Annotated in this window: 9 protein-coding genes; 5 read left to right on the top strand and 4 right to left on the bottom strand. The window is 66.1% G+C overall.

Features of this window, described 5'->3' with window-relative positions:
- The first annotated feature begins 80 nt into the window (after positions 1-80).
- Positions 81-875: a MetQ/NlpA family ABC transporter substrate-binding protein gene (locus tag EKL94_RS13775; RefSeq protein ID WP_032129055.1), complete on the top strand. Its 795-nt coding sequence runs from the start codon at positions 81-83 to the stop codon at positions 873-875.
- Positions 876-959: 84 nt separating this feature from the next.
- Here EKL94_RS13775 and glpK read toward each other — a convergent pair whose 3' ends face one another.
- The 3 genes from glpK to EKL94_RS13760 form a co-directional block, all read right to left on the bottom strand.
- Positions 960-2,459 carry a glycerol kinase GlpK gene (glpK, locus tag EKL94_RS13770; protein ID WP_126929505.1) on the bottom strand — a complete coding sequence of 500 codons (1,500 nt, stop codon included), beginning with the start codon at positions 2,457-2,459 and terminating at the stop codon, positions 960-962.
- 105 nt (positions 2,460-2,564) lie between these two features.
- Positions 2,565-4,067 (bottom strand): glycerol-3-phosphate dehydrogenase, encoded by a 1,503-nt coding sequence (glpD, locus tag EKL94_RS13765; RefSeq protein WP_126929504.1) that lies wholly within the window; start codon positions 4,065-4,067, stop codon positions 2,565-2,567.
- 173 nt (positions 4,068-4,240) lie between these two features.
- Positions 4,241-4,876: an OmpW/AlkL family protein gene (locus EKL94_RS13760; protein WP_032129052.1), complete on the bottom strand. Its 636-nt coding sequence runs from the start codon at positions 4,874-4,876 to the stop codon at positions 4,241-4,243.
- A gap of 186 nt (positions 4,877-5,062) precedes the next feature.
- On the opposite strand from EKL94_RS13760, the gene EKL94_RS13755 reads away from it, so the two are divergent.
- From EKL94_RS13755 to lpdA, 3 genes are all read left to right on the top strand, one after another.
- Positions 5,063-5,578, top strand: a complete 516-nt coding sequence (locus tag EKL94_RS13755; protein ID WP_126929503.1) for a DNA-deoxyinosine glycosylase — start codon at positions 5,063-5,065, stop codon at positions 5,576-5,578.
- 167 nt (positions 5,579-5,745) lie between these two features.
- Positions 5,746-7,458, top strand: a complete 1,713-nt coding sequence (aceF, locus tag EKL94_RS13750) for a dihydrolipoyllysine-residue acetyltransferase (protein WP_126929502.1) — start codon at positions 5,746-5,748, stop codon at positions 7,456-7,458.
- Between the two features lie 107 nt (positions 7,459-7,565).
- Complete coding sequence (gene lpdA, locus EKL94_RS13745) at positions 7,566-9,374, top strand: dihydrolipoyl dehydrogenase (protein WP_126929501.1); 1,809 nt, start codon at positions 7,566-7,568, stop codon at positions 9,372-9,374.
- 452 nt (positions 9,375-9,826) lie between these two features.
- Here lpdA and EKL94_RS13740 read toward each other — a convergent pair whose 3' ends face one another.
- Positions 9,827-10,645, bottom strand: a complete 819-nt coding sequence (locus tag EKL94_RS13740) for a hypothetical protein (protein ID WP_126929500.1) — start codon at positions 10,643-10,645, stop codon at positions 9,827-9,829.
- A gap of 460 nt (positions 10,646-11,105) precedes the next feature.
- Between EKL94_RS13740 and EKL94_RS13735 the strand changes: the two genes are divergently transcribed.
- Positions 11,106-11,471 (top strand): hypothetical protein, encoded by a 366-nt coding sequence (locus EKL94_RS13735; RefSeq protein ID WP_185830033.1) that lies wholly within the window; start codon positions 11,106-11,108, stop codon positions 11,469-11,471.
- Positions 11,472-11,480 lie beyond the last annotated feature (9 nt).

Raw genomic sequence — 11,480 nt, 5'->3', positions numbered from 1 at the left:
TTTTTTTAAAGGAGGAGGGGGGAACGGGGGGGGGGGCCCTCTGTGGGCCCGGGGGTTTGTTAAAGGGCCCCCTCCCGCCCATGAAGAAGACCCTGTTGCTGCCCCTGCTCGCCGCTGCGCTGGCCCTGACCGCCTGCGGCAAGTCCGGCGAGCCCTCGCAGAAGCTGGTGGTGGCCGCCACGGCCGTGCCGCATGCCGAGATCCTTGAAGTGGTCAAGCCGATCCTCAAGCAGGAAGGCGTGGACCTGGACGTGCGCGTGTTCAACGACTACGTGCAGCCCAACGACCAGCTGGTGCAGAAGCAGGTGGACGCCAACTACTTCCAGACCGAGCCGTACCTGGACGCCTACAACCGCGACCGCAAGACCGATCTGGTGAAGGTGATCGGCGTGCACATCGAGCCGTTCGGTGCCTACTCGCGCAAGATCAAGTCGCTGGCCGAGCTGCGCGAAGGTGCCGACGTGGTGATCCCGAACGACCCGAGCAACAACAGTCGTGCGCTGATCCTGCTGCACAAGGCCGGCGTGATCGAGCTGAAGGATCCGACCAACGCGCTGTCGACCCAGCGTGACATCACCGCCAATCCGAAGAACCTGAAGTTCCGCGAGCTGGACTCGGCGATGCTGCCGCGCGTGCTGGACCAGGTCGACCTGGCCCTGATCAACACCAACTACGCGCTGGATGCGGGCCTCAACCCGACCAAGGATGCACTGGCGATCGAGAGCAAGGACTCGCCGTACGTGAACTTCCTGGTCGCACGCCCGGACAACAAGGACGACGCCCGCGTGCAGAAGCTGGCCAAGGCCCTGACCAGCCCGCAGGTGAAGGCCTTCATCGAGACCAAGTACAAGGGCGCGGTGCTGCCGGCGTTCTGACCATGTGGTAGTGCCGGCCGCTGGCCGGCAATCTGCAACTGCCCTCGCTGATCACTGGGTGCCGGCCAGCGGCCGGCACTACCTTCAGTCGACGTGGAAGGCGAGGGTGGCCGCCACGGCCTGCTGCCATCCTGCATACAGTTTCTCGCGCCGGGCCACCTCCATCTGTGGTTCGAAGCGCCGGTCCAGGCCCCATTGCGCGGCGATCTGTTCGCGGCTGGACCAGAACCCCACCGCCAGCCCGGCCAGGTAGGCCGCGCCCAGCGCGGTGGTCTCGGTCAGCCGCGGCCGCAGCAATGGCACCCCAAGGATGTCGGCCTGGAATCCGGCCAGGAAGTCGTTGCCGATCGCGCCGCCATCGGCGCGCAGTTCGGTCAGCGCGATACCGGCATCGGACTGCATCGCATCGAGCACGTCGCGGGTCTGGTAGGCCATCGCTTCCAGCGCCGCGCGCACGAAGTGCGCCTTGCGGGTGCCACGGGTCAATCCGAACATCGCACCGCGCACATCACTGCGCCAGTACGGCGCCCCCAGGCCGACGAAGGCGGGCACCAGATAGACGCCGTCGCTGTCGGGCACCTGCGCGGCCAGTGCCTGGCTGTCGCTGGCGCGTTCGATCATCCGCAGGCCGTCGCGCAGCCACTGCACCACCGAGCCGGCGATGAAGATCGAACCTTCGAGTGCATATTCCACGCGCCCGTCCAGGCCCCAGGCGATGGTGGTCAGCAGACCGTTGCGCGAACGCACCGCCTGCGTGCCGGTGTGCATCAGCATGAAGCAGCCGGTGCCATAGGTGTTCTTGACCATGCCCGGCTGGAAGCAGGCCTGGCCGAACAGCGCCGCCTGCTGGTCTCCGGCGAGGCCGGCGATCGGGATCGGGTGATCGAAGAAGAACTGTGGCCGGGTATGCGCGTACACGGCGCTGGAATCGCGCACCTGCGGCAGCATCGCGCGCGGGATGTCGAGCAGCGCCAGCAGGTCGTCATCCCAGTCCAGCGTGTGGATGTTGAACAGCAGCGTGCGCGCGGCGTTGCTGTAGTCGGTCACGTGCGCCTGGCCACCACTGAGGTTCCACACCAGCCAGCTGTCGATGGTGCCGAACAGCAGCTCGCCACGCTCGGCGCGCTGTTGCGCGCCCTCCACGTGGTCAAGAATCCAACGCACCTTGGTGGCGGAGAAATAGGCATCGATCAGCAGGCCGGTCCGCTCGCGGATCAGCGCTTCATGCCCGTCGGACTTCAGCCGCTCGCAGATGGCGTGGCTCTGCCGCGATTGCCAGACGATGGCGTTGTAGATCGGCTGGCCGGTGGCACGGTCCCAGACCACGGTGGTTTCGCGCTGGTTGGTAATGCCCAGTGCGGCGATATGACGTGGGTCGATCTGCCCGCGGCTGAGCAGTTCGGTCAGCGTGGCATAGACGCTGGTGAGAATTTCGCGCGGGTCATGCTCGACCCAGCCCGGCTGCGGGAAGATCTGCGCGAACTCGCGTTGCGCGCTGCCGACGATGTCGCCAGCGCGGTCGAACAGGATCGCGCGCGAACTGGTGGTGCCCTGGTCGATGGCCAGCACGTAGCGGGGCGTCATGCAGCGTCTCCGATGGCGATGGGGAAATCCTAATGCATCGATCGCGTCGCGCGCGGCCACCCTGGTAGCTGCCAACCTTGGTTGGCACACGTGGCAACACGGGGGTCAGAGCCCTTTCCCTGGGAAAGGGATCCGACCCCTCATCCACGCCTGCAGCCGCGCCACCTGCGCAGCATCCAGCCGCAACCCCAGCTTGCTCCGCCGCCACAGCACGTCCTCGGCATTCAAGGCCCATTCGTGATCGCGCAGGAAGTCCACTTCGTGGGCATGCAGGCCGCCGCCAAAGTCCTCGCCAAGATCGCCCGTGCCCTGAACGCCCTGCAGCAGCTCCGCGCTGCGGCTGCCGTAGGCGCCGGCCCAGCGGCGCGCAATCTCCGCGGGCAACCACGGTGCCAGCGCCTGCAGCCGGGAGCGCGCCTGTGCGGCGTCTCCCCAGTCGCTGCCTGGCAGCGGGTCTCCAGCTGCCGTCCAGGCCGGTCCCATCTGTGGCAGGGCCGGCCGCAGCAGGTTCAGCGCTTCCTCGGCCAGCACCCGGTAGGTGGTCAGCTTGCCGCCCAGCACATGCAGCGCCGGCGCCGGGTCGGACTGCAGCTGCAGGCGGTAGTCGCGGCTCAGCTTTGCAGCACGCGGGTCCGGGTCGGCCAGCAGTGGGCGCACACCGGCGAACTGCCAGACCACGTCTTGCGCAGTGATCGGCTCGCGCAGATAACGGTTGGCGGCCGCGCACAGGTAGCTCACCTCGGAAGGCAGTACGCTGCAGCGCGCCGGGTCACCGCGGTAGTCGGTGTCAGTGGTGCCGACCAGCAGATGATCGTGGGCGAACGGCAGCAGGAACACCACGCGGCCATCGGGCTGCTGCAGCAGGCAGGCACTGTCATCGGGCCAGGGGCGGCGCAGCACGATGTGGCTGCCCTGTACCAGCCGCAGCGCGGGGCCGCCGCTGCGTGCCTCCATCTGCTCCAGCAGGCCGCCGGCCCATGGGCCGGCCGCATTGGCGACGGCGCGCGCGGTCACATGCTGCTGGCCATCGGCGGATTCCAGCACGGCCTGCCAACGGCCCTGCACAGGGCGCAGCTCGATGCAGCGGCTGCCCACATGTACCTGCGCGCCACGCCGGGCAGCGTCCAGGGCGTTGAGCAGCACCAGGCGCGCGTCATCCACCTGGGCGTCGGCGTAGCTGAAGGCCTGTCGCAGATCCGGGGAGAGCCAGTGGCCGAGCGGATCATGCTGAAGGTCCAGCGCGCGCGCGGCGGGAAATGCCGGGCTACGCCGGCCCAGGTGGTCGTACAGCCACAGTCCCGCGCGCAGCATCCAGCGTGGACGCTGGTGGGGTTCCCACGGCAGTACGAAGCGCAATGGGTGGACCAGATGGGGCGCCTGCCGGCGAACCACCTCGCGTTCGCCCAGCGCCTTGCGCACCAGGCCCAGCTCGCCCTGTTCGAGGTAACGCAGGCCGCCGTGGATCAGTTTGCTGCTGGCACTGGAGGTATGCGCGGCCAGGTCATGCTGTTCGCACAGCAGCACGCGCAGCCCGCGGCCGCTGGCATCACGGGCGATGCCGGCGCCGTTGATGCCGCCACCGATCACCAGCAGGTCGACGTCGTACATCGTGCCTCCGCATCCTGTATGTGCGTAGAGTCGAGTGTCAGTAAAAGTCGAGCAAGCTCGACTCTACGAAAGGCAGTCGAGCAAGCTCGACTCTACAGAACGCGGGTGACGGAAACGACGACGGGCCCCGAAGGGCCCGTCGCGTTACATCAGTGAAGCAGGTGCAGCCTGGATCAGAAGCGGGCGCCGATGCCGAAGCCGACGGTCCACGGATCCATCTTGGCTTCGCCGATCTTCTCGCCGCCAACCTTCACGTCCGGGCGGGCGCGCATGTAGCGGGCGTCAGCACGGGCGAACCAGGTGGAGTTGATGTTCATGTCCACGCCGACGGTACCGATCACGCCCTTGGCATCCTTGAAGCGGATGTCGGTGTCAGCGCCGTTGCCCAGCTTCTCGTTGCTGAAGCTCGACTGGTAGTAGCCCACGCCCACGAACGGGCGGAACACGTTGTCAGCTTGGCCGAAGTGGTACTGGCCGCTCAGCGCGATCGGCTGCTGCTCGACCGAGCCCAGGCGGGCGTTGTTCGGGCCCTTGAACTTGTTATCGAACTTGTCGGCAGCGCCCCACAGTTCAACGGCCCAGTTGTCGTTGATGTAGTAGCTGAAGCTGACGGTCGGCGCCGGGCCACCATCGGTCTTCTTCACGCCGGTGATCGGGTCGTTCTTCGGTTCCAGCAGCGAGATGCCGCCAACAACGGCAAAATGCTTGCCCGAAGCGGTGTCGGTGCTGCTGCTGTCCTGGGCGAAAGCGGCCGGCGCGAAGGCGGCGGAGGTCAGCAGGGCGAGACTCAGGATACGGATGGAGCGCATGGGGGTATCTCCTAATGTTTCTTGTTTTGGGCCCCCGGTTGCGGGGCGAGCACACCGTAGTCGCCCCAACATGAATCGAATCCGACGCACGTTAAAAAATAGTTTTCCTTGTTCAGCGACTGGAGCGAAAAGCCTGTTTTCATGGGCTTTTCGGCCCTCGGCGACATTCATGCAGTTGGAGAAGATGTGAGCGAAGCAACGGTGTGCATCGGCCTGCAAGCGCAGGTGAACATGGAGTGCCGGGTGTTGCTGCTGGGTTCGATGCCCGGCGTTGCGTCATTGCAGGAGCAGCGCTACTACGCGCATCCGCGCAATCGCTTCTGGCCTGTGCTGGCCGATATCTGTGGCTTCGACGCGGGTCTGCCCTATGCGCAGCGACTGCAGGCATTACAGGCGGCAGGTGTCGGCCTGTGGGATGTGATCGGCCAGTGCGAGCGGCGTGGCAGCCTGGATGCCAACATCGTGCGTGGCACGGAAGTACCCAATGCGCTGCCGGCATTGATCGCTTCGCTTCCTGAGCTGGAGCTGATCGGCTGCAACGGTGCCGCAGCGCTGAAGGCATTCCAGCGTTGGGTGCTGCCCTGCCTGGAGACCCCGCCAAGGCTGCTGGCACTGCCGTCCACCAGCCCGGCCAATGCGGCCTGGTCGCTGCCGCGGCTGCGCCAGGCCTGGCAGCCGGTAGCCGACGCACTGGCGACATGAAGCGGACATCGTCCGGACAATACGCTACCGACTGGTCGCGGCCGCAACCCATGAGCAACAGCGTGTCCCGGCTGCGTGAGTACTGAAAACACCTGTAACGGTTGGCGCTGGCCCCCGCTGGCCGCACAATAGACGTTTCCCTACACCAGATTGCCGGAGTTATCCCCATGGCCGAAATCAAGGAAGCACTTGTCCCCGATATCGGTGACTACAGCGATATCCCGGTAATCGAGGTGCTTGTCGCCGTCGGCGACACGGTCAAGAAGGACCAGGGCCTGGTGACGCTGGAAAGCGACAAGGCGACCATGGAAGTGCCGTCCTCGGTGGCGGGCGTGGTCAAGGAACTGAAGGTCAAGGTCGGCGACAGCCTGTCCGAAGGCAAGGTCGTGGCCCTGATCGAAGTGGCCGCAGGCGAAGCCGAAGCCGCCAAGCCGGCGGCTGCCGCGCCGGCCAAGGCCGCTGCCCCGGCTGCCGCTACCCAGAGCGCGCCGGCTCCGGCCGCAGCTGCACCGGCCGCTCCGGCTGCCAGCGGTGGTGCTGTTGAAGCGCTGGTGCCGGATATCGGCGACTACTCCGGCATTCCGGTCATCGAAGTGCTGGTCGCCGTCGGCGACACGGTCAAGAAGGACCAGGGCCTGGTCACGCTGGAAAGCGACAAGGCCACCATGGAAGTGCCGTCGTCGGTGGCCGGTGTGGTCAAGGAGATCAAGGTCAAGGTCGGCGACAATCTGTCGCAGGGCAATGTGGTCGCCATCATCGAAGCCGAGGGTGCTGCCGCGCCGGCACCGACCAAGGCTGCCGCTGCGGCCGCTCCGGCTGCCGCCGAGACCGCCACCAAGGTCGAGCCGGTCGCTGTGCCGGCGCAGCCGGACAAGCTGGCGGCCCGCGAGATCGCCTCGGCCGGTACCCCGAGCAGCCCGCCGGTGCAGTTCAACGCCGATGGCGTGCTGCCGGCCAAGGTGCCGTATGCCACCCCGGCGGTGCGTGTGTTCGCCCGCGAACTGGGCGTGGACCTGCTGCAGATCAACGGCACCGAGAAGGGTGGCCGCATCACCAAGGGTGACGTGCAGAAGTTCGTCAAGGCCGCACTCAGCGGTGGCGTGCCGGCTGCCGGCGGTGCTGCTGCCGCTGCCGGTGGTGGCCTGAACCTGCTGCCGTGGCCGAAGGTCGACTTCAGCAAGTTCGGCGAGACCGAAGTCCAGCCGCTGTCGCGCATCAAGAAGATCTCGGGTGCGAACCTGGCCCGCAACTGGGCGATGATCCCGCACGTCACCCAGTTCGAGCAGGCTGACATCACCGACCTGGAAGGCCTGCGCGTGGCGCTGAACAAGGAGAACGAGAAGGCCGGCATCAAGCTGACCATGCTCGCCTTCCTGATCAAGGCCAGCGCCGCGGCGCTGAAGAAGTTCCCGGAATTCAACGCCTCGCTCGATGCCAGCGGTGAAAACCTGACCCTGAAGAAGTACTTCCACATCGGCTTCGCCGCCGACACGCCGAACGGCCTGGTCGTGCCGGTGATCCGCGACGTGGACAAGAAGGGCGTGGTGCAGATCGCGCAGGAAACCGGCGAACTGGCCAAGAAGGCGCGCGACGGCAAGCTGGGCCCGGCCGACATGAGCGGCGGCTGCTTCTCGATCAGCTCGCTGGGTGGCATCGGTGGCACCGCGTTCACCCCGATCGTCAATGCACCGGAAGTGGCCATCCTCGGCGTCTCCAAGTCGTCCATCCAGCCGGTCTGGAACGGCAAGGAATTCGCACCGAAGCTGATGCTGCCGCTGTCGCTGAGCTACGACCACCGCGTCATCGACGGCGCCCTGGCCGCACGCTTCACCACGTACCTGTCTCAGGTACTGGCCGACATGCGCCGCGTGCTGCTGTAAGGCACCGCTTCGCCCCCACCGTGCGGCCGCAGCCCCTGGCGCGGCCGCGTGAACAGATGCAGTGACAGCCCACCGGCCATGCCGGGCGGGCACGAGGAAAACCCACCATGGCCACGATTGAAGTCAAGGTTCCCGACATCGGCGATTACAGCGATGTGCCGGTGATCGAAGTGTTGGTCGCCGTCGGCGACGCGGTGAAGAAGGATCAGGGTCTGGTGACCCTGGAATCGGACAAGGCCACCCTGGAAGTGCCGTCCTCGGCCGCCGGCGTGGTCAAGGAAATCAAGGTCAAGCTGGGTGACACCCTGTCCGAAGGCGCCGTGGTCGTGGTGCTGGACGCTGAAGGTGCCGCTGAAGCCCCGGCCAAGGCCGCTGCGCCGGCCCCGGCGGCAGCCGCCCCGGCCAGCAAGCCGCCGGTGACCCCGTCGCACCGCGCCCCGGCCGAGCCGGCGGCACCGAAGCCGGCGCTGTCCAGCGGCAAGCCGGCCGACATCGAATGCGAAATGGTCGTGCTGGGCTCGGGCCCGGGCGGCTACACCGCCGCCTTCCGCGCCGCCGACGTCGGCCTGGATACGGTGCTGGTCGAACGCTACGCCAGCCTCGGCGGCGTCTGCCTCAACGTCGGCTGCATTCCGTCCAAGGCGCTGCTGCACGCCGCAGCGGTCATCGACGAAGTGGCCCACGCCGGTGATTTCGGCGTGGAGTTCGGCAAGCCGACCATCACCCTGGACAAGCTGCGCGAGTACAAGGAAAAGGTCGTCAACCAGCTGACCAAGGGCCTGGCCGGCATGGCCAAGCAGCGCAAGGTCCGCAGCGTGCAGGGCGTCGGCAAGTTTGTTTCGGCAAACGAGCTGGAGATCACTGCTGCTGACGGCAGCACCCAGCTGCTGCGCTTCCAGAAGTGCATCATCGCCGCCGGTTCGCAGGCAGTGAAGCTGCCGAACTTCCCGTGGGACGACAAGCGCGTGATGGATTCCACCGACGCGCTGGAGCTGGCCGAAGTGCCGGGCTCGCTGCTGGTCGTCGGCGGCGGCATCATCGGCCTGGAAATGGCCACCGTGTATGGCGCGCTGGGCAGCAAGGTCACCGTGGTCGAGTTCATGGACCAGCTGATGCCGGGCGCCGACAAGGACCTGGTCAAGCCGCTGGCCGACCGCCTGAAGAAGCAGGGCATCGAAGTGCACCTGAAGACCAAGGCCTCGGGCGTCACCGCCGATGCCAAGGGCATCACCGTCACCTTCGAAGCCGCCGAGGAAGGCCAGGCGCCTGCGCTGGCGCAGGGCACCTTCGACCGTGTACTGGTGGCCGTGGGTCGCTCGCCGAACGGCAAGAAGATCGATGCCGAAAAGGCCGGCGTGCAGGTCACCGATCGTGGCTTCATCCCGGTCGACCGCCAGATGCGCACCAACGTGCCGCACATCTTTGCCATCGGCGACATCGTCGGCAACCCGATGCTGGCCCACAAGGCCACGCACGAAGGCAAGCTGGCCGCCGAAGTGGCTGCCGGCCACAAGAAGGAGTGGGTGGCCCGCGTGATTCCGTCGGTGGCCTACACCAACCCGGAAATCGCCTGGGTCGGCGTGACCGAGACCGAAGCCAAGGCCAAGGGCCTGAAGGTCGGCGTGGCCAAGTTCCCGTGGGCCGCCAGCGGCCGCGCGATCGGCATCGGCCGTACCGAGGGCTTCACCAAGCTGATCTTCGACGAAGAAACCCACCGCATCATCGGTGGTGCGATCGTTGGCGTGCATGCCGGTGACCTGCTGGCCGAGATCGGCCTGGCCATCGAGATGGGTGCGGAAGCCGAAGACATCGGCCACACCATCCATGCCCACCCGACGCTGAGCGAATCGGTGGCGATGGCGTCGGAAATCTACGACGGCACCATCACCGATCTGTACATGCCGAAGAAGAAGTAAGGCGCCCGCGCCTTCGCGAACGAAAAGCCCTGGCATCTGCCGGGGCTTTTTTTCTTCGATCAGTGCTGCAGCAAAGGGTGGGGCCGCAGCGCGGGTGGGGGGCATTTCGACAAATGTCCCCCGTCGCCCGCCTGTGGCGGTCGCCTCCTCCTTTACTTTGTCGAAACGCCCGCCACCCGCGCTGCGGCTCGGCTTGCGGACGGTCGAGCCGCAGAGCCACTGCAACAGGCGCATGGATGCCTGACACGCGGAGGGAGCGGGGGCTGCGTGCGAAGTAAAGGAGGAGGCGTCGGCCTCAGGCCGGCGCCGGGGGACATTCGCACACAGCCCCCGCTCCCTCCAGCGCTCGACCAACCCGCTTCTGCTCTTCTGACAGGAACCCACAAAAAAGCGCGGCCCCGATGTTCCGGAGGCCGCGCCAGGAGAGAGAGTGCCGTGGAAGGAGCGGGGGATCAGAACACGAAGCTGACGCCGGCCACCGGGCCCTTGAATTCCTGCTTCAGGCCGATGGTGCCGTCGCTGCCCTTCTTGTCCGCGTCCAGCTTGAACCAGTCATAGCCGGCGAACACGCCGAAGTTCTTCGTGAAGCGGTAGTCGACGATGGCGTTGGCGCGGCTCAGGTCGCCCTTGTAGTCATCGAAGCTGCCCCAGCGCGTGTTCAGGTACTGGCCCTGCAGCGTGATCATCCAGCGCTCGGACGGATTGAAGGTCATGCGCGCACCCACCACCGGTGCGATGCCGTCGGTCTTCTCGTTGAGGAACTGGCCTTCGTAGACGGTGCCCAGATCGGCGTAGGCCTTGGTGCTGACCTTGGCGTACTCGGCACCCAGCTGCAGGCCGAGGTCGAAGGTATCGGTGTCCACCACCGAGTAGTCATAGACCAGGCTGGCGACCTGGTACTTCAGTTCGCCCTTGACGAAGCTGCCCGAAGGTACGTTGACATCACCGAAGGAAATGTCCTGGCCGAGGGTCTCGCGGCGGTCCTTGTCGTACTTGAAGTAGTTGAACAGCAGGCGCTGGCGGTTGCTGATGCGGAACATGCCGTCGATGCGCGGTTCCCACTCCTTGCCACCCAGCTTGAAGTCCTCGGAGAAGCCGATGTCCTGGCCGGCCACGTTGGTCTTGCCGCGGAGGGTGTTGTCCGAGTCGATGTTCATCGCACCCAGGCGCAGGGCGAAGCGGTCGTCGCCTTCAGCGGCGTGGGCGGCAGTGGCGAACGAAGCGCCGACGGCGAGCAGGGAGAGGGCGAGCAGGGTGGGTACAGGGCGCATCGAAGAGTCCTTGCAGTGGTTCATCAGAATGAAAACCACTGTGCCGGACAGGCCCGTCCACCATCCGTGAACGTATGGTCCATGGCATGTGTACGGTTCAGTGCTGTCGCGACGATGCAAAAAAGATGGCCCCGGAGCCGGGCTTCGGGGCCATCGTGGGACCTGCGGGGCGGAGCGTCGACGAGGTTGCTGCAGGCAGGTCGAAAGATCGGACCGGCGCATCCGGCGAAAGTTCCGCGGCCTGCGACCAAAGTTCAATACTGCGCTGCAACATCATACGGACGTCATTGTCCCCTGGGTGGCACGCAAAAATGTAACCGTTACCGCAACTTGCGGCCTCCCGGGATGAACAGGGAGCGGTTGTCTCGCAAATTGTCCCATTGCTATAATTTGGCGGCTCGATGAGGCCCCCCTGCTGTAGTCGCCTCAGCCCTCCACTTGCAACCACGCGGGACGTCCTGTGCTGAACTCCGTTGATGCGGGTCGGCGACTGATGCTGCGCGCCGCGGTCTACCCGCTGGCCGCAGTGGCTGTCCTGGCCCTGGCCTTCCTGCTGGTAGGTCCGAAATATGCCCTCGGCGCGCTGGCGTCCGGTGTGGCCATTTCGGCCGGTGGCTGGGTGGCGGCGCGGATGGCACTGGGCGGTGGAGCACTGGCCGCAGGATCGGCGATGGCACGTCTGATCATTGCGATCGTGGCCAAGTGGATGGTGGTTTTCGGCGTCCTGCTGGTGGGGTTCCTGGTCTTCAAGCTGCCTGCATTGGCGCTGTTGGCCGGTATTGCCGTCGGCTTGATGTTCCAGGTCCTGGCCATGGCCAGGCGTTGACAGAATTCA

Source organism: Stenotrophomonas maltophilia, assembly GCF_003970865.1.
GTDB classification, from domain to species: Bacteria; Pseudomonadota; Gammaproteobacteria; order Xanthomonadales; family Xanthomonadaceae; genus Stenotrophomonas; species Stenotrophomonas maltophilia_AR.
Note: the sequence above shows the minus strand (reverse complement) of the source record. Positions and strands in the feature narration are given on the sequence as shown.

What these genes read in the sequence shown, in the direction of transcription:
- EKL94_RS13740 (WP_126929500.1), bottom strand. Translation starts at nt 10,645, where the DNA reads ATGCGCCCTGTACCCACCCTGCTCGCCCTCTCCCTGCTCGCCGTCGGC.
- EKL94_RS13760 (WP_032129052.1), bottom strand. Translation starts at nt 4,876, where the DNA reads ATGCGCTCCATCCGTATCCTGAGTCTCGCCCTGCTGACCTCCGCCGCC.
- lpdA (WP_126929501.1), top strand. Translation starts at nt 7,566, where the DNA reads ATGGCCACGATTGAAGTCAAGGTTCCCGACATCGGCGATTACAGCGAT.
- EKL94_RS13775 (WP_032129055.1), top strand. Translation starts at nt 81, where the DNA reads ATGAAGAAGACCCTGTTGCTGCCCCTGCTCGCCGCTGCGCTGGCCCTG.
- aceF (WP_126929502.1), top strand. Translation starts at nt 5,746, where the DNA reads ATGGCCGAAATCAAGGAAGCACTTGTCCCCGATATCGGTGACTACAGC.
- glpK (WP_126929505.1), bottom strand. Translation starts at nt 2,459, where the DNA reads ATGACGCCCCGCTACGTGCTGGCCATCGACCAGGGCACCACCAGTTCG.
- glpD (WP_126929504.1), bottom strand. Translation starts at nt 4,067, where the DNA reads ATGTACGACGTCGACCTGCTGGTGATCGGTGGCGGCATCAACGGCGCC.